Raw genomic sequence first — 17,432 nt, 5'->3', positions numbered from 1 at the left:
CCGACGGACAGGGGACGTCGCTGTTTCTGGACGGTGGTTCCGGGCATCCCGGGGGCTCCAACGAACAAGGGAGGAGCTACCCGAATGAGGAAGCTACGGAGTTGGAGCCTCGCCCTGGTCTTCGCGCTGGCGCTTGTCATTGCGGCCTGCGAGGTCGATGACGACACCGATGTCGAGGACGAGGGCGCCGAAGAGGAACCCACTGAACCGGAGGACACGGACGACGACCTCGACGACGAGGAACCCGAGGACGAGGAACCCGAGGAGGACGACGCCGCGGAGCGTGTCGAGACGGCGGCCGAGAACACCGAGGACGCTGGGACGGCTGCGCTCGAGCTCCAGCTTCATCCCGACGGCGCACCTGGCGAGGACGACGCCGGCGTCGGCAACGACGAGGACGACGACGCCCTCGACGACGATGACAACGGCCTCGATGACGACGAGAACGGCGTCGACGAGGACGAGAACGGTCTCGACGACGATGACAACGGCGTCGATGACGACGAGAACGGTCTCGACGACGATGACAACGGTCTCGACGACGAGAACGGCGTCGACGAGGACGACGACGCCCTCGACGACGACGACGTCGGTGACGAGGCCGCGCCGGAGAACGGCACGGCGGAGCAGGCCCTGGAGTTCGACGGCAGCGTCGACTTCGATGCCGACCAGGCCTGGCTGGAACAGGTGAACGACGACGCTCGCGCGATCGTCATCGATGGTGACCAGGCCTACCTCCGCTTCGCCGAGGACGCGGTTAACGGTCAGGCCGGTGACGAGAACGGTCTCGACGACGATGACAACGGCGTCGACGAGGACGAGAACGGTCTCGACGACGATGACAACGGCGTCGACGATGACGAGAACGGCCTCGACGAGGACGACGAGAACGGTCTCGACGACGAGAACGGCGTCGACGAGGACGACGAGAACGGCGTCGATGAGGACGACGACGCCCTCGACGATGACGAGGACGGCGTTGCCGACGACGAGGGCGTGTGGGTCGAGGTCGATCTCGAGGACCTACGGGACGCGCAAGCGGTCGGGGGCCCCGGCGGCGTTGCGTTCCAGAGCCCACAGGACGCCATCACCGAGCTGCAGGACGTCGTCGAGGCAACCGAGGTCGACGATGGTAACGGGGTCGATGACGAGGCCGGCGTCGAGGATGACGAGGACAACGGCGTCGATGGCGAGAACGGTCTCGACGACGAGGACAACGGCCTCGATGATGACGACGACGCCCTCGACGACGAGGACAACGGCGTCGAGGACGACGCGAACGGCGTCGACGAGGATGACAACGCTCTCGACGACGAGGACAACGGCGTCGATGACGAGAACGGTCTCGACGACGAGGGCACGGACGCCGAGGCCGGTCCCGAGGACACCACTGGTCTCACGCAGTACGAGGTTGTGATCGAGCGGGACAACGGTCTCGATGACGAGAACGGTCTCGATGACGAGAACGGTCTCGATGACGAGAACGGCGTCGATGACGAGAACGGCGTCGACGATGACGACAACGGCCTCGACGATGAGAACGGTGTCGACGATGACGACAACGGCCTCGACGATGAGAACGGCGTCGACGATGAGAACGGCGTCGAGGACGACGAGAACGGCGTCGATGATGACGACAACGGTCTCGACGATGAGGCCGAACAGGTCACCGCGCAAGTCTGGATCGATGAGGAGGACCTGGTCCAGGCCATCCAGTACGACCTGGACGAGCCCACCACCGAGGACGGTCTCGACGACGACAACGGCGTCGAGGACGACGAGAACGGCGTCGACGACGATGAGGGCGGTGTGACCGATGACCCGGGTCAGGAGCCCGGTGATGAGGATGCCGCCTTCCGCTACATGGTCATCGAGTTCGACGACTTCGGGGGCGAGGTCGACATCGAGATCCCGGACGACGACCAGGTCCAGGAGATCGACGAGGAGCAGCTGCGGCAGCTGCTGCGCCAGCCCGCCGGAGGCGATCGCGACGCCACCGATGAGCTCGGCACGACCGACGAGGACGACGAGGGTCTGGACGACGAAGCCGGGTCCTAGGGGCTCATCGGCTCAATGACAGGTGGCCGGGCCCCGCTGGGCCCGGCCACCTTCGTCGCCAGCCTCGATTAATCGTGTCGCTTCCGCGAGGGAGTGAGTCGGGGTTGGTGGGCGCTGTGGTTGTGCTCTCTTGCCTCTGGCGTGGTGTTGGCAGGTGTGGAGCGGGCGGGTCGTTGCGTTCGCGGACAGCACGAGGTCGCGGTCGGTGACCACGTCGTGGTGTTCGCGTGGGTTGTCAAGGTTCGCGGGGCCGGCGGGTCAGACAGGTGCGGGGGGTAGGGCGCGTAGTCGCTGGAAGGCGGCGAGCAGCTGGGGTGGACTTCCCCCGTGCAGCTGGACACCTCGATAGAGAGGATGGTCCGCATGTCAGCACCTCATGGGGCTTGACGCCCCGCCACTGAGGATGAGAATGGGGCCGGGCCGTCTCCTGACCTCGCTCGTCTGTAGCGCCTCGAGCCTGCAGTGTCAGCATGAGGCAGGGGGCCTGCCAGGTACCACCGATTGTTCCTACGAGGACGTGGCTCAGACTCTGGAGCCGGTACGGGCCCCTGGGACGGCCCACCTCTTCGTGCCCGGACCGGCGACCCAAGCAGCGATTTGCCCCGCCGCCGTCGTGCTCGCCACCGACAAGACCCCCTCCGGTGCCTCCGAGCCCTGGCATACCGCAGACTGCATTCACGGCTCAGACGGGCAACAGCACGGGGCGCAACGCACCCGACGGAAGTTCTCTGCCGAGTTCAAGCGTGAGGCCGTGGAGCTGGTGCGTACCAGCGGGAAGTCGATCGCCGACGTGGCCGCCGAGCTCGGCATCTCCGACACTTCGCTGGGCAACTGGGTTCGTCAGGCCCGGGTCGATGATGGTGAGCGTGACGGTGTCTCCAGCGACGAGCGCGAGCGGCTGCGGACGCTCGAGCAGGAGAACGCGCACCTGCGCATGGAGCGTGATCTGCTCAAACGAACAGTCGCCTTCTGGGTCAAGGAATCGACGTAGTGACGCGCTACCGCTGCGTGGACGCCCAGAAGGCAGCCGGGTTCGCCGCCACCGCGGCCTGTGAGGCCGTCGAGGTCTCCACCACGGCCTACTACCAGTGGGTCGCCGGTGAGACCCACGAGCCCGGCGACAAGGAGCGCGCCGACGCTGCCCTGCTGGCCGAGATCCGCGACATTCACGCCCACATGGATGAGACCTACGGGTCGCCGCGCATGACGTTCGAGCTGACCCGGCGCGGCTGGCAGGCAAACGAGAAACGCGTGGCCCGGTTGATGCGCGAGCACGGCCTGGTCGGCTACCGGCCGGTCAAGCGCGCCTCGACGACCCAGCGCGACACCGGCGAGCCGCCGATGCCCGACCTGGTCGGCCGCCACTTCGACCCGGCCTGGCCCGATCACGTGTGGTGCGGCGACCTGACGTATGTGCCCACCGGCGAGGGCTGGCTGTACGTGGCCACCGTCATCGATCTGGCCAGTCGCCGACTGATCGGCTGGTCGATGAGCGACACGCCCGACGCGCAGCTGATGATCGCCGCGCTCGACCATGCGGTCGCCGAGCGCGGGGTGGTCCGCATGAACGGCGTGATCTTCCATCACGACCGCGGCACCCAATACATGAGTGAGGCGTTCGCGCAAGCCTGCTGGCGGCTGGGCGTGACCCAGTCGGCCAGCCGGCACCGGCTCGTGCCTGGACAACGCCGTGGCCGAGAGCTTCTTCGCGACGTTGAAGGTCGAGCTCGTCAACCGCTGCCGCTACCAGACCCGACGCGAAGCGCGCACATCGATCTTCCGGTGGATCGCCCGGTACAACGACAGGAGGCTGCACTCGACGCTGAACTACTTGCCGCCGACCGAGTGGGAACAAGCACACAGCTGCCGCGCCCCCGATAGCGTGGCGACCCCCATCGCCGCATAGGCACGGTGTCCAGCCCTACGGGGGAGGCCCAGGGGGTCCAGGGCCAGTGGGCGTGGAGTCTGATGGTGACGCGGCGGGCGCTGCGGGCCACGCGCGCGGCGGTGTGGAAGAGCTGGTAGCGCAGGCGTTTGGTTCGGCGCGGGCGAGCTCGCCGTCGAGGGTCGGAGCTTGGGTCCAGACCTGCAGGTTGAGCGCGAGCAGCGCCAGCTGCAGCCACACGGCGTTGCCGTCAGAGTCGCCCCAGGGCAGGTTGCCGATGCCGAGGTCTTTCAGCGTGCGGATGCGGTCCTCGGCGCGAGCGCGGGCGCGGTGGCGCTGCTCGAGCACGGCGAGATCGTCGTCGGGTTGGTCGGTGAGCAGGGCGGTGAACCGGCACCCGTCGAGGTCGTCGATGGTTTGCTGCGCGCCGGGGTGCAAGGGTTCGCGGCGGATGATCAGCCGCGAGGCGGCCGGCCACCCCTCGCGCAGGTCGATGAGGCGGGTGAGTTCGGTGACCGCCGCGCCGGGGCGCAGCGTGTGGTCTTGGCGGATCGCCGGCTCCCAGGCGCGCTCGTCCAGCGCTTTGATGGCGGTCTTGACCGCCTCGGTGATCTCGAAGCTCGCCGAGAACCCGCAGCCCTGGCCGACGACTTGGGCGAGGAAGGCCCTGACCGCATAGCCCACACCGCCGCGGATGAGGACCTCGCGGTCGTCGTACGAACCCCTTGGTCTCGGATGCGTGTGCTGGACAAACCGCATCCTCGCAGGCCAAGCGGTCATCTCATTCCAGGCGCCCCACCCCGCGCCTAACCGGCGTGTAGGGTCGGGCGCTGGCGCGGTGCGCTTGTGAGTCGACGGTAGGTGGGCAGCGTACGTGCCGGTTGGTTTCCCGCTCGGCATACAGCGTGACGCCACCGTGGTCGCAAGCGTCCGTTTCCAGCGCCCGCCCGTCGAACCGTGCGTGCGGTTCTCCCGCACACGGCTCACCGACGTCTTTCACCGTCGGCGTTCGGCTATCCACGCCAGGCCTGGTGGGGCCTGGGAGCGACGACGATCCCGTCAAGGCGCATCAGGCCGAGTTGGTCGCCGGACTTGTAGGCGACCACCGACCAGCCGAACGCTCGCGAACGTTGATGCCGTTTGGCGATCACGCCCGCGAGTCGCATCAGCGCATAGTCCCTGATCTTGCCGAAGCTGCGGGTCAGGCTGCCCGACGAAGCGATCGTGCGGGACCTCAACCGGTTCTTGCGCGGCTGGGCCGAGTACTTCCGCTACGGCAACTCTCTTGGGCTTCGACCCAAGGCGTCGAAGACGGTGATCGTGCACCTGCACGAAGGCGGTGAGGGCCTGGACTTCCTCGGGTTCCACCACCGTTGGGTGCGCGCGAAGTCCCGCCGCAACCGGCACGTGTGCTTCTCCTCGCCCGCTGTCCCTCGGACAAGGCCATGCAGCACGCCCGCGACCGTCTTCGTGAGCTCACGCAGCGGCGGATCCGACAGAAGGTCAGAGAGCAACACGCGTGCGTGCTCGGCCTCCTGGCGGTTGCGACACATCACGACGTAGAAGTCGGACCGGAGCGCGTTGCCGTCGTTTCCGACGGTACGTTTCTCCGGCCCGCTCACCGAACCGGACGTGCGCGTCTCCGCGCATCCGGCTCTCCGCAAGACCCGGCTGTTCACGCGGCGTCCTTGTGTGCCGCAGGCCACGGCGAGGGGATGTCGCTGCCCCGGTAGCGGTAGCGCACGGTGCGCACCGTGGTGGGGTTGAGCAGTTCCACCTTGCCGTCCGTGGGCCACCAGCCTCCTGCGAGGTGGCGGCGTCGGAGCTGCTTCCAGGTCGCACGGGGGTGTTTGTCTCGCAGCCAGCCGATGACCCGCCGCCACGTGTAGGCGCGAAGGTATTCGAACGTGGCGTAGGACACCCCGTGCTTGAAGTAGTTGGCCCACCCGCGCAGGATCGCGTTGAGGCGATACAGCAGGGTGTCGTACGGCACGTCCGGTCCGAACCTGGAGCGCTGCCGCACCTTGTCCACGATCCGCAGCACGGACCGTTTGGACGGGTAGGTGTAGACGTAGCGCTTGGTGGTTCCCTTCTTGGTGTGACGCTGGATGCGCCAGCCGAGGAAGTCGAACCCCTCGTCGATGTGAGCGACGTTGGTCTTGGCTTCCGATAGGCGCAGGCCGATCGGAGCCAAGGCCTCAGCGAGTGTCTCCCGCAGCTGCTCGGCGTCGGCCTTCGTGCCCGAGACCATGAGCACGAGGTCGTCGGCGTACCGGACCAGCCGGTAGTTGGAGATCCCGTGTCGTTTCCGTCGGGCGCGGACCACACGGTCGCCCATGTGGGTCTCCCACGCCTCGACGAAATGGTCGTCGAGCATCGTCAGCGCGATGTTGGCCAGCAGCGGCGAGAGGATGCCCCCTTGCGGGGTGCCGGTGTGGGTGTCCCTGGTGACCTGGTCCTCGGAGAGGATCCCGGCTTTCAGGAACGCCTTGACCAGCGCCAGGACGCGTTTGTCCCCGACCCGTCGACGCACCCGGCCCATCAGGGCCACATGGTCGATCTCGTCGAAGCACGCCTCGATGTCGGCGTCGATCACCCACTCATAGGAGTTGGCGGCCAGCAGCCTGATCTCAGCCACAGCGTCCATCGCTCGCCTGCCGGGCCGGAACCCATACGAGCACGGCGCGAAGTCCGCCTCGAAGATCGGTTCCAGCACCAGTTTCAACGCCGCCTGCACCACCCGGTCGGTCACGGTCGGGATGCCCAGCCGGCGACGCTTGCGCGTGCCCGGCTTGGGGATCATCCGCTCCCGCACCGCCAGCGGCCCGAACGCCCGCGTCTTGAGCTGCTCACGAACGGTCGCGAGAAACGCTGCTGGTCCCGGGTCGGCTTCGATGTCGCGGGCGGAGTAGCCGTCCACGCCCGCCGTCCGGGCACCGGTGTTGTGGCGCACCCGATCCCACGCCACCACGAGGAACGCGGGATCGGCGACGAGGTTTGCCAGGTCATCGAACCGGCACGCAGGACCGTTGCGTGCCCATCGGTGCAGCTTCGTCTGGATCTCCAGTACCCGCGCCCGAGCCTCATCGAGGTCCGGCCACGACGCGCCCGTCTTCACCGGCGACCTCCTGGCATTCCAGTCCACAAGCTGCGGTCTTGCTGCCTTCCTTCGCCATGTGCCGGGCTTTCCCCGGCTCGGACTACTACGAAGGCTCCGCCCCACCCGGCGGCCATCAGCCGACGGTGAGCCTTGCCGCCGCCGCGGGAGGCCACGTCGAAGGACTGCGGCGTTTCCCCGAGAAGTCGTGTGGGGGGGCGACGCGCACTGCCAACCGGCCCCTATCCGCCAGATTTGAGCCGGCACGCCGCTTACGGGGCGTCAACGCTGGTTCCTCTCGTACACCCTCTCACCTCGCTTGCCGGACCCGAGCCGTCTGGCGATCCCGACCCGTCCCGTCGTTGTCAGGGCGGCTTCCCACCCTCGGCTGCACCTCCAGCCTCGGGCTGCCCCGGGCTTCAAACGGCCCGCTGCGACAGGCCGCCGGTGGAGCCCTTTCATCTCCACCCGGTCAAACAGCGCCTCGTGGCGCACGAGATCGTCGGCGTAGCGCACCATCACTCCCACGCCGTTGGCCTGCCACCACCGGTCGAGCCGGTGCAGGTAGACATTGGCCAACAGCGGCGACACCACGCCGCCTTGCGGGGTGCCGGACACGCTGCCTTCGACCACGCCGTGCTCCATCACTCCCGCGCGCAGCATCACGCGCAAGAGCTTGAGCACCTGACGGTCGCAGATGCGCTCCTCGACCGCTTCGATCAAACCAGAGTGCGGAATCTCCTCGAAACACGAGGCGATATCGGTCTCCACGACCCACCGGTTGCCGTCCCAGGCCTCGTCGATGAGGACCTGCAACGCATCGTACGCCCCACGCTTGGGTCGGAACCCAAACGAGCAAGGCAAGAAGTCGGCTTCGAAGACCGGCTCAATGACGATCCTCACCGCCGTCTGCACGATCCGGTCCCGAACCGCCGGGACCGACAGCGGGCGCTGCTCCGACGAGCCGGGCTTGGGAATCCACACCCGGCGTGCCGGCAACGGCCGATAGCCGCCGCCCTTGAGCTCGACGGCCAACTCATCGAGCAACGCGCCCCGATTGGCGCGCACCTGTTCCCACGCGCGCTGCAGCACGTCCCTGCGATAGACCTTGTCGTACAGCGCGTGGAACCGTCGCCCGGGATCGGCCTTGGCCGCCCGGTACAGCGTGCGTTGAGCTCCCCGGACTGGACTCCCACCGGCAGGCGACGACGAGCTTGTCGCGGTGGTCAACTACACATCACCTCCGCTGTGCTGGGCGCACGAATAGCCAGGGCTAGCCCCGGCGGCTTCAACCATTGACAGGGGGGACGTTTGCGTTACCATCCTGACCCTAATTGGGGGCACGAGCGTTGATGTCGGCATCCCCCGACCCCGGTGGGCTAGCAACACACCAAGTGATTTGCGGGGAAGAAGGGGACGTCTGCTGAGGGACGGGAGGGTTAGCGGTGGGCCAGGGGAACCCGTTCGATGTCGCGGGACGTGATAGCGCCACCGGTCACGCGTTTGGACAATCCGGAGGTGCAGACGCCGAGCACGCCTACGCGGTCGGCATCGACTTTGGCACGCTGTCCGGGCGTGCCCTCATCGTACGGATCTCCGACGGTGCCGAGGTCGGCACCGCTGTACATGAGTACACGCACGGAGTCATGGACGAGACCCTTGCTACCTCAGGCGCCCCGTTGCCGCCCGAGTGGGCACTCCAAGTGCCCTCCGACTACGTCGATGTCCTCAAGAACGCGGTGCCGAAGGCGTTGGCGGCAAGTGGTGTGCCCGTCGAGCAGGTCGTGGGTATCGGCACGGCCTTCACCGCCTGCACGGTGCTGCCGACCGCCGATGATGGCACCCCCCTCAACGAGCTGGAGGCGTTTCGCGATCGCCCGCACGCGTACGTCAAGCTGTGGAGGCACCACGCCGCACAGCCGCATGCCGATCGGATCAACGCTCTGGCGCACGAGCGCGGTGAGCCGTGGATCAACCGCTACGGCGGCAAGCTGTCGTCGGAATGGGAGTTCGCCAAGGGACTTCAGCTTTTTGAAGAGGACCCGGAGACCTACGGCCGCATGGACCACTGGGTCGAGGCTGCAGACTGGATCGTGTGGCAGCTCACCGGTGTGTATGTCCGCAACGCCTGCACGGCGGGGTACAAGGCCGTGCGGCAGGACGGCCAGTACCCGGACGAGGACTTCTTGTCCGCCCTCGGTTCGGGGTTCGGCGGCTTCGTGCGGGACAAGGTCGAGCGACCGATTGTCGATCTCGGTGAACGTGTCGGTTCGCTGACCGCCGAAGCCGCCGGCTGGACGGGCCTGCCCCAAGGCATCGCGGTGTGCGCCGGCAACGTGGACGCTCACGTCACCGCGCCGGCTGCGCGCGTGGTCGAGCCCGGACGGATGTTGGCGGTCATGGGCACCTCCACCTGCCACGTGATGAGCAGCGACGTGCTCGCCGGTGACGTACCTGGAATGTGCGGGGTTGTCGACGGCGGCATCGTGCCGGGGTTGTGGGGATATGAGGCTGGCCAGAGCGGCGTCGGCGACATCTTCGCCTGGTTTGTCGACCACTCCGTGCCGCCCTACGTCTACGACGAGGCGGAGCGCGCCGGGGTCGGCGTCCACGAACTGCTCACCGACCAGGCGTCGCGTTTGGCCGTCGGCGAGGCGGGCCTCGTGGCCCTCGACTGGCACTCCGGCAACCGCTCGGTGCTGGTCGACCACGAGCTCTCCGGCCTGATCGTCGGCACCACGCTGGCAACCCAGCCTCACGAGGTGTACCGGACTCTGCTGGAGGCCACGGCGTTCGGCACGCGGCGCATCATCGCGGGGTTCGAGGACTCGGGGGTGCCGGTCAACGAGCTGGTAATCGCTGGCGGGCTGCTCAAGAACGAGTTGCTCATGCAGATCTACGCCGATGTCACCGGCAAGGCCTTGAGCATCATCGACTCCGAGCAAGGTCCCGCGCTCGGCTCCGCCATGCACGCCGCCGTCGCGGCAGGCGCCTACCCAGACATCCACGCCGCAGCCCATGCAATGGGCAAGGCCCGCGAGGCGGTGTACACGCCGGACGAGGACGCGGCCGCCGCCTACGACGAACTGTACGCCGAGTACGAGAGGCTCCATGACCACTTCGGGCAGGGGGAGAACAACGTGATGCGACGGTTGAAGGCCATGCGCCGCCGGGTGGTCAGCGCATGAGCGTCGATGTCTCCCCCCAACTGCTCGGGGATCTACGCGCCGAGCTGGTCGAGCGCCACCAGCAGCTGGTGCGATACGGCCTCGTGGTCTGGACTGCCGGCAATGTCTCCGCGCGTGTGCCCGGACGCGAGTTGTTCCTGATCAAAGCCAGCGGCGTCGAGTACGAGCGGCTGGAGCCAGCGTCAATGGTGCTGTGCGACCTCAATGGCGAACGCGCTGAGCAGTCTGGTCTCAAGGCCTCCAGCGACACCGCGGCCCATGCTTATGTCTACCGCGCGATGCCTGAGGTCGGCGGGGTCGTGCACACGCACAGCAACTACGCGTGCGCGTTCGCGGCAGCTGGGGAGCCTGTGCCGTGCGTGCTCACCGGGATCGCCGACGAGTTCGGCGGGGAGATTCCCGTCGGTCCGTTTGCGCGCGTCGGCAACGACGACATCGGCGAGGGCATCGTGTCGACGCTGGCCGGTCACCGCTCTCGCGCGGTGCTGATGCAGAACCACGGGGTGTTCACGGTCGGCGCCAACGCCGAGGCGGCCGTCAAGACCGCGGTGCTATGCGAGGACTCGGCGAAGTCTGTGCACCTCGCCCGCAGCCTCGGCGAGCCGCTGTCTATTGCCAGCGCAGACATCGATGCGCTGCACGATCGCTACCGGAACGTCTACGGCCAGCAGTGAGCTCGCAAGGAGTGCCCCGAGCTGCTCAGCACGATCGGCGAGGGAGGGAGGTCGAGGGACGGAGTCGAGGGAGGTACCAGGGCGCCCGGGGACGTGACCGATAGCAGGACGGGCTAGTCCCACCGACGGCTCTGGGTGCGTGGCGCAGGAGTGCAACGCACCAGTGCGGGCTCCAACCCAGCAGCCAAGTGTGCCAGACGATCGTAAGAAGGGGGAAACGATGCGGGTGAAGTCGAGCCGGAAGGTAAGCGTGATCGCTCTGCTCATGGCGGTAGGTCTGTTCGCGGCCGCGTGCGGCGAGGACCTCACCGACGAGGTTGCCGACGCTGACGACGCCGAGGCGGACCCGGAGGCCGAAGGTGAGGAAGAGACCGAGGGTGAGGAGGAGGTCGAGGAAGAGACCTTCGAGATGGAGCAGCCCGACACCCCAGGTGAAGACATCGAGCTCGAGTTCTGGACGTTCGTTGACCTGCACGCGGAGTTCCTGATCGCGCAGGCGGAGCGGTTCAACGAAGAGAACGAGGATTACAACATCATCCTCGACGCGACGTCGATCAGCTTCGACGAGATGCACGACCGAACCCTGATCGCGTTGGAGTCCGGGACCGGCGCGCCGGACCTGGTCGATCTGGAGATCCAGCGGTTCGCGACCTTTACTCGTGGTGAAGTGCAACTGCTCCCCCTCGACGACGTGCTCGACCCTTACCGTGACGACCTTGTTGAGGAACGCATGGCGCCATATGAGGTCGACGGCACGCCGTACGGCATCGACTACCACCTCGGCGCTTTCGTCACCTACTACAACCAGGACATCATGGACGAGGCGGGGGTCGACGTTGACGACATCGAGACGTGGGACGACTACGTCGACGTTGGCCTCGAGGTCCAGGAGAACACCGACATTACCGCGTTCGCCTCGGTGGAGACCCTGAATCGATTGTCCCTCCTCGGCCCGATGCTCCAGAACGATGGCGGACTCTACGACGCGAGCAACGAGTCGATCATTGACAGCCCTGAGAACGTTGAGGCCGTGGAGATGGTCTCCGATATGGTGCACGAGCACGGTGTCGCCGACCTGGCGCCGGGCGGTGGGCACGCGGAGCCGGAGTTCTACGAGGCGTTCAACAATGGCGAGTTCGCGTCGGTGTGGATGCCGCAGTGGTATATGAGCAGGTTCCCCGACCTCATGCCGGACCTCGAAGGCTCGATGGTCGTTCGGCCCATGCCCGCTTTTGAGGAGGGCGGCACCATCAGCACCATGGGCGGCGGTACCGGGACGGCGATCACCAACCAGATCGACGATGACAAGGTCCAGGCCGCGCAGGAGTTCATCGGCTATGCCAAGTTGAGCTACGACGCGCAAGTCCGCGTCTGGACGGACCTGGATTTCGACCCATTCCGCATGGACGTCTATGAGGACCCGGCGCTTTCGGAGCCGGAGCCGTTCTTCGCGGACGAGCCGGTGCTCACCATGATTGAGGAGACGCTGGATCGGCTCGCACCCGAGTACACCGGACCGCGCTATCCCGAGTCGATCCTCGCGCTCGAGGAGGAAGTGGTTTTCCCGGTGCTCTCTGACGGTGAAGACCCCGCCGAGACACTGGCGGACACCCAGGCCGAGATCGACGCATACGACGACTGACGACGCTCGGCGTACAAGGCCGCAGTGGCGTCATGCAGGGTGGCGGCTTCGAAGGGTGAGGGTCCCGCGCCGCCCGTGGACAAACGCTTATTGAAGGGCGTCGGTGCGCCCCAAAACAGCCCCCGATCAGAGGGGACGCCGTGTCTGAGTCCACGAAGAAGAAGCCCGAGCGCGACGAATCGTCGAAGCCGCCTGCACCGCCGAAACGCTCTGTGATCCACCGCAAGTGGTTCGTGGTTACGATCTTCCTTCTGCCCTTCGTACTCCTGTTTGTCGTGTTCCGCGTCTATGCGATCGGTCACGCCGTCGTCATGAGCTTCCAGGACATTCAGGGTGTTGGGGGGCAATCGGAGTGGATAGGGCTCGGTAACTACCTCCAACTGGCCACCGACAGCACGTTCTACCTCGCGCTGCGCAATACGGCCGCGTATGTCGCCGGGACGTTGGCGGTGCTTATTCCGTTTCCCTTCGTCCTCGCCGCGCTGCTTCACACCGGCCTCGTCCGACGAACCACGATGTTCCGAACGGCGATATTTCTACCGGTGCTGACGTCGCTCGTTGTGGTGGGTGTGATCTTCTCGTTGCTCCTGAGCACCAATGGATTACTTAATCAAGTCCTTGCGACATTCGGGTTTGAGCCGCAGGCATGGCTACAGACACAACACCTCGCGGTGCCGGCGTTGGTGATAATGGCTACCTGGCGGTGGACCGGCCTGAACGTCATCTACTTCACAACGGGTTTGTCGAACATCGACAACGATCTTTACGAATCGGCCGCGGTCGACGGCGCGGGGATCTTTCGAAGGTTCTGGTACCTGTCGGTGCCATTGTCCAAACCGATTATCCTCTTCGTGACCGTTCTGACACTGTTCAACGGCTTCCAGCTGTTTGTAGAGCCCTTCATCATCTGGGGGACCGGTGCCGGGCCCGGCCAAGGAGGTCTGAGCATCGTCATGCTGCTGTACCGCGAGGCGTTCACATCGTTCCGTCTGGGCTACGCGTCTTCCATCGGAGTGGTGCTCGCTGCGATCATCATGATGGTCTCGATCGTGCAACTGAAGCTCTTCGGGTTCTTCAAGAAGGACGAGGATTAACCTCCTGCCGCAGCACCCAGCCAGTAGATCCTGGGGAGGTACGAGCCGATGACCGACCGTCATCTGGACGAGCAGCACGAGGCGTCTACCCCCTCGGCGTCCAAGGCTGCGGCGGGGCTGGGGGGTAAGGAGCGTCGGCGACGTCAGCAGCTCATCGCCACGGCCATTATGTCGCTAGTCGCGCTCGCCTTCCTCATCCCGCTCTACTGGCTGGTGATCAGCGCAGTCCGTGCCCCCGACCGAATCTTTGCCGATGCCGGTGACCTGTTCCCCTCGACGTTCACGTTGCAGAACTTTGCCGCCCTGTTCGAAGAGACCCTGATCATCAGTTGGTTTACAAACTCAGTGATTTTGGCAGCAGGTTCCACGATCGGGTCTTTGATCGTCGTCACCATGGCGGCCTATCCACTGGCGCGGATGCAGTTCCGGGGCCGCAACGTACTCTTTATAGGCGTTCTCGCCTCGCACATGTTGCCGTTCCATTTACTTCTCATTCCACTGTTTGTGCTCATGGTCGATTTGAACCTTATGGACACCCACCTCGGCGTTATCGTGCCGTTGCTCGCCCACCCGTTCGGGCTGTTCTACATGCGCCAGTACATGCTCGGCCTCCCGCAGGACCTGCTCGATGCCGCACGGGTGGACGGCGCATCCGAATACCAGATCTTCCTCCGGGTCGTCGTCCCAATGGTCAAGCCAGCGCTGGCGACGCTCGCGGTGCTGTTCGCACTCGAGCAGTGGAACGACCTACTCTGGCCGTTGATCGTGATGCGCAGCGAAGACAACTTCCCGCTGTCCGTCGGTATCTCCTCACTTATCGGACTGTACCGGCCCCGCTGGGATCTCGTCCTCACCGCATCGTTCCTGTCGGTACTGCCGGTCGCGCTGCTGTTCATGAAGCTGCGTAACGTGTTCATCAGTGGCCTCGGGCGACTCGGCACGGGGGGCAAGTAGCAACCCCCTTAGCTGACCAGGGGCAGAGCTAGGAAGCCCTGATCCAACAGCCAGTCACAGCGCTGTGATCGATCCAACAAGGAGGAGGAGCTGATGAGACACACGACGGTTGACCGCCCGCGCAACGGACGTTGGAATGTCCTACGCATCGTGCTGCTGGGCTGTCTAGGCGTCTCGGTGATGGGATTCACCGACTCCAACCCGGACGGCCGCGCGCAAGGACCGCCTCCTCAGGGCAACCTAGAAATGGAGGGCGACTACGGCTCGAGCACGCCGGTCGACGATCCCACTCACGATCCCTCGATCGTTAAGGCGCCGAACGAGCAGAGTTACTACGTCTTCTCGACCGGCGTTGAGCGCTCTCCGGAGGACCCGGGCGGGGTGTTCGTTCGTCAATCCGAGGGCACGCTAGCCGGTCCGTGGGAGTCCATGGGCGAGATCGACGTTCCGGAATGGACCCTCGACTACGAGCACTCCCATATCTGGGCACCACAGGTAGCCCGAGAGGGCAACACGTACTGGCTGTACTACGCAGCGTCGACCTGGGGGAGCAACACCTCCGGGATCGGGGTCATGAGCACCCAGACTCCCGGGGACCTCGACAGTTGGGTCGACCACGGTCCAGTGATCACGTCGGACGGCGACGACCAGTACAACGCGATCGACCCACACGTGTTCCGCGACGAGGGGACCTGGTACCTCGTGTTTGGCTCTTACTGGGACGGGATCTTCCTGTATGAGTTGGAGGACATGACCTCGGTCACGGGAGAGCCGGTGAATCTTGCCCAGCAGCCCGGTGAAGGTCCGGATGTCGAAGCACCCACGATCTTCGAGCGTGCCGGGTACTACTACCTTGTAACGTCCAGGGATGTGGCCGTGACAGACGAGTACCACATAACCGTTGGACGATCTGACGACTTGGCCGGACCTTACATCGACTCAGAAGGGGTACCGCTGCTCGGCGGTGGCGGGACGGTGCTGCTGGACGGTTACGACGAGCAGGACGGTGTCGGGGGCCAAGACGTCGCGTTCGAGTTCGGCCGGCATTACCTGGTCCACCACTACTACGAGTGGTCTCCCTTCAACATCCGGATGCAGATCCGTGAGTTGCAGTGGGAAGAAGGCTGGCCCTACATCGACCGAGAGGAGTAGCTCCGCTCATCCCTGTTGCGGCAGCCGGGCACTTGGTCCTCAGGGCGTCCCGCTGCCTTGTGCCACCGGAGCTGGTTTCGACCCCTTCGGTCGGTCGGCGTCATCCCACCAGCAGCGGCGACAGCAATGACTCGGGGGGTGTCCCGCTCCATCCAACATAAGGTGAAGCACATGATGAAGGCGCAGCTCTCGCTAGATCCCGCGTTCGTCGTCGCGGACGTGCGGAGGCGGACGTTCGGTTCGTTCGTGGAGCACATGGGTCGGTGCGTGTACACGGGAATCTTCGAACCGAGACACGAGACGGCAGATGAGGACGGTCATCGTCGTGACGTGCTGGATTTGGCCCGGGAGATGGGGGTAACGATGGTGCGTTACCCAGGGGGGAACTTCGTGTCAGGCTACCGGTGGGAGGATGGGATTGGTCCGGTGATGCATCGTCCGCGACGGTTGGATGCGGCGTGGCATTCGGCCGAGACGAACGAGCACGGCATCGGGGAGTTCATCCTTTGGACGCGCAAGGCGGGAGTAGAGCCGAACTACGCGATCAACCTGGGCACACGTGGGGTACAAGAGGCGTTGGACCTGTTGGAGTACGCCAACCATCCGGGGGGGACGTACTGGTCGGACCTGCGGATCGCGCATGGGCACGCCGAGCCGTTCGGCATCAAGATGTGGTGTCTGGGCAACGAGATGGACGGTCCGTGGCAGACCGGGCATAAGACGCCTTACGAGTACGGGCGGCTGGCGGCAGAGACCGCTCGGGCGATGCGCCAACGCCAAAGCGGTCTGGAGTTGGTCGCCTGCGGCAGTTCCAACTCGTCGATGCCTACATTCGGCACGTGGGAGGCCACAGTGCTCCAGGAGTGTTACGACCAGGTCGATTTCATCTCCGCACACGCGTACTACAACGAACGGGCGGCGGGTGACCTGGCCAGCTTCCTCGCGTCCGCGGTGGACATGGAGTCGTTCATCGAGGACGTGGCGTCGACGGCGGACCACATCGGGGCGAAGCTGCGAAGCCGCAAGCGGATCAACATTTCCTTCGATGAGTGGAACGTCTGGGACAATGCAGCCACCGGAACACCGACCGTCGACTGGCCGTCCGCGCCGCGGGTGGGCGAGGATACCTACACACTCGCGGACGCGGTCGTGGTGGGCAGCCTGTTGATCACGCTCTTGCGGCATAGCGACCGTGTGACTGCAGCGTGTCAGGCACAGCTGGTTAACGCGTTGGCGCCACTGCGCAGCGAGGCGCAAGGGATGGCGTGGCGGCAGGCAAGTTTCTGGCCGTTTGCGCACGCGTCACGGTTGGCCAAAGGCAAGGTGCTGGATACCCACGTAGTGGGGCCGAACTACCCGAACGAGCGGTTCGGTGACACTCCAGTGATTCACTCGGTGGTTACGCACGACGAGGAATCGAGTGAGCTGGTAGTCTTCGTGGTGAACCGTCATCTCGAGGAGCCGGTGGAGCTATCAGTGGGCCTGCGCGCGTTCCCCGGCTACCGGGTGGTCGAGCACGTTATCCTCGACGATGAGGACGTTCACGCGATGAACACCGAACAAGAGCCCGACCGGGTCCAGCCTCGCCGTGCGGAGTCCAGCCAAGTCGATGGTGAGGACGCGCAGGTGCTGCTGCCGCCAGTGTCCTGGAGCTTCGTCCGTCTCCGCCCCAACGGTTGACCCCTGGA

At 65.5% G+C, this 17,432-nt stretch carries 15 protein-coding genes and 1 pseudogene; 12 read left to right on the top strand and 4 right to left on the bottom strand.

Features of this window, described 5'->3' with window-relative positions:
* Positions 1–84: 84 nt before the first annotated feature.
* From ER308_RS01445 to ER308_RS22980, 4 genes and pseudogenes are all read left to right on the top strand, one after another.
* On the top strand, positions 85–2,058 hold the full coding sequence (locus ER308_RS01445; RefSeq protein ID WP_131153363.1) for a hypothetical protein: 1,974 nt from the start codon (positions 85–87) through the stop codon (positions 2,056–2,058).
* 517 nt (positions 2,059–2,575) lie between these two features.
* Positions 2,576–3,049 (top strand): transposase, encoded by a 474-nt coding sequence (locus tag ER308_RS01440; RefSeq protein ID WP_165491720.1) that lies wholly within the window; start codon positions 2,576–2,578, stop codon positions 3,047–3,049.
* Positions 3,049–3,714 (top strand): annotated as a pseudogene (locus ER308_RS01435) (IS3 family transposase); the annotation flags it as partial. The gene ER308_RS01440 and the pseudogene ER308_RS01435, both read left to right, overlap by 1 nt.
* A gap of 34 nt (positions 3,715–3,748) precedes the next feature.
* Positions 3,749–3,964, top strand: a complete 216-nt coding sequence (locus ER308_RS22980) for an integrase core domain-containing protein (protein WP_420826191.1) — start codon at positions 3,749–3,751, stop codon at positions 3,962–3,964.
* Between the two features lie 15 nt (positions 3,965–3,979).
* Here ER308_RS22980 and ER308_RS01430 read toward each other — a convergent pair whose 3' ends face one another.
* A complete protein-coding gene (locus ER308_RS01430) occupies positions 3,980–4,702 on the bottom strand; it encodes a transposase (protein WP_165491719.1) in 723 nt (240 codons plus the stop codon).
* Positions 4,703–4,956: 254 nt separating this feature from the next.
* The gene (locus ER308_RS01425; RefSeq protein ID WP_205745828.1) at positions 4,957–5,109 is read right to left on the bottom strand and encodes a hypothetical protein; all 153 of its coding nucleotides are present in this window, start codon (positions 5,107–5,109) and stop codon (positions 4,957–4,959) included.
* A 58-nt stretch (positions 5,110–5,167) separates the two neighbouring features.
* On the opposite strand from ER308_RS01425, the gene ER308_RS22975 reads away from it, so the two are divergent.
* Positions 5,168–5,506 (top strand): group II intron maturase-specific domain-containing protein, encoded by a 339-nt coding sequence (locus ER308_RS22975; RefSeq protein ID WP_420826234.1) that lies wholly within the window; start codon positions 5,168–5,170, stop codon positions 5,504–5,506.
* 112 nt (positions 5,507–5,618) lie between these two features.
* On the opposite strand, the gene ltrA is transcribed toward ER308_RS22975, so the two are convergent.
* Both ltrA and ER308_RS01410 read right to left on the bottom strand, forming a co-directional pair.
* On the bottom strand, positions 5,619–7,061 hold the full coding sequence (ltrA, locus tag ER308_RS01415; RefSeq protein ID WP_131153358.1) for a group II intron reverse transcriptase/maturase: 1,443 nt from the start codon (positions 7,059–7,061) through the stop codon (positions 5,619–5,621).
* Between the two features lie 261 nt (positions 7,062–7,322).
* Complete coding sequence (locus ER308_RS01410; protein WP_131153357.1) at positions 7,323–8,270, bottom strand: reverse transcriptase domain-containing protein; 948 nt, start codon at positions 8,268–8,270, stop codon at positions 7,323–7,325.
* 215 nt (positions 8,271–8,485) lie between these two features.
* Between ER308_RS01410 and araB the strand changes: the two genes are divergently transcribed.
* The 7 genes from araB (at position 8,486) to arfA (ending at position 17,424) form a co-directional block, all read left to right on the top strand.
* On the top strand, positions 8,486–10,228 hold the full coding sequence (gene araB, locus ER308_RS01405) for a ribulokinase (RefSeq protein WP_131153356.1): 1,743 nt from the start codon (positions 8,486–8,488) through the stop codon (positions 10,226–10,228).
* A complete protein-coding gene (locus tag ER308_RS01400) occupies positions 10,225–10,902 on the top strand; it encodes an L-ribulose-5-phosphate 4-epimerase (protein ID WP_131153355.1) in 678 nt (225 codons plus the stop codon). Before araB ends, ER308_RS01400 begins: the two co-directional genes overlap by 4 nt.
* Before the next feature lie 220 nt (positions 10,903–11,122).
* Positions 11,123–12,544 carry an ABC transporter substrate-binding protein gene (locus ER308_RS01395; protein ID WP_131153354.1) on the top strand — a complete coding sequence of 474 codons (1,422 nt, stop codon included), beginning with the start codon at positions 11,123–11,125 and terminating at the stop codon, positions 12,542–12,544.
* 140 nt (positions 12,545–12,684) lie between these two features.
* A complete protein-coding gene (locus tag ER308_RS01390; RefSeq protein ID WP_131153353.1) occupies positions 12,685–13,638 on the top strand; it encodes a carbohydrate ABC transporter permease in 954 nt (317 codons plus the stop codon).
* A gap of 48 nt (positions 13,639–13,686) precedes the next feature.
* Positions 13,687–14,592: a carbohydrate ABC transporter permease gene (locus ER308_RS01385; RefSeq protein ID WP_131153352.1), complete on the top strand. Its 906-nt coding sequence runs from the start codon at positions 13,687–13,689 to the stop codon at positions 14,590–14,592.
* Between the two features lie 93 nt (positions 14,593–14,685).
* Entirely contained in the window at positions 14,686–15,744 is a 1,059-nt protein-coding gene (locus ER308_RS01380) for an arabinan endo-1,5-alpha-L-arabinosidase (RefSeq protein WP_131153351.1), read from the top strand.
* Positions 15,745–15,915: 171 nt separating this feature from the next.
* The gene (gene arfA, locus ER308_RS01375; protein WP_131153350.1) at positions 15,916–17,424 is read left to right on the top strand and encodes an arabinosylfuranosidase ArfA; all 1,509 of its coding nucleotides are present in this window, start codon (positions 15,916–15,918) and stop codon (positions 17,422–17,424) included.
* Positions 17,425–17,432: the final 8 nt, after the last annotated feature.

The organism is Egibacter rhizosphaerae, from assembly GCF_004322855.1.
Classification (GTDB): Bacteria; Actinomycetota; Nitriliruptoria; order Euzebyales; family Egibacteraceae; genus Egibacter; species Egibacter rhizosphaerae.
This window is presented reverse-complemented; position numbering and strand designations above follow the sequence as displayed.

Bases quoted from the DNA above. Each gene is read 5' to 3' on its own strand.
- ER308_RS01395 (WP_131153354.1), top strand. From the start codon at position 11,123: ATGCGGGTGAAGTCGAGCCGGAAGGTAAGCGTGATCGCTCTGCTCATG.
- arfA (WP_131153350.1), top strand. From the start codon at position 15,916: ATGATGAAGGCGCAGCTCTCGCTAGATCCCGCGTTCGTCGTCGCGGAC.
- ER308_RS01445 (WP_131153363.1), top strand. From the start codon at position 85: ATGAGGAAGCTACGGAGTTGGAGCCTCGCCCTGGTCTTCGCGCTGGCG.
- ER308_RS01430 (WP_165491719.1), bottom strand. From the start codon at position 4,702: ATGCGGTTTGTCCAGCACACGCATCCGAGACCAAGGGGTTCGTACGAC.
- ER308_RS01425 (WP_205745828.1), bottom strand. From the start codon at position 5,109: ATGCGACTCGCGGGCGTGATCGCCAAACGGCATCAACGTTCGCGAGCG.
- ER308_RS01380 (WP_131153351.1), top strand. From the start codon at position 14,686: ATGAGACACACGACGGTTGACCGCCCGCGCAACGGACGTTGGAATGTC.
- ER308_RS01385 (WP_131153352.1), top strand. From the start codon at position 13,687: ATGACCGACCGTCATCTGGACGAGCAGCACGAGGCGTCTACCCCCTCG.
- ER308_RS01400 (WP_131153355.1), top strand. From the start codon at position 10,225: ATGAGCGTCGATGTCTCCCCCCAACTGCTCGGGGATCTACGCGCCGAG.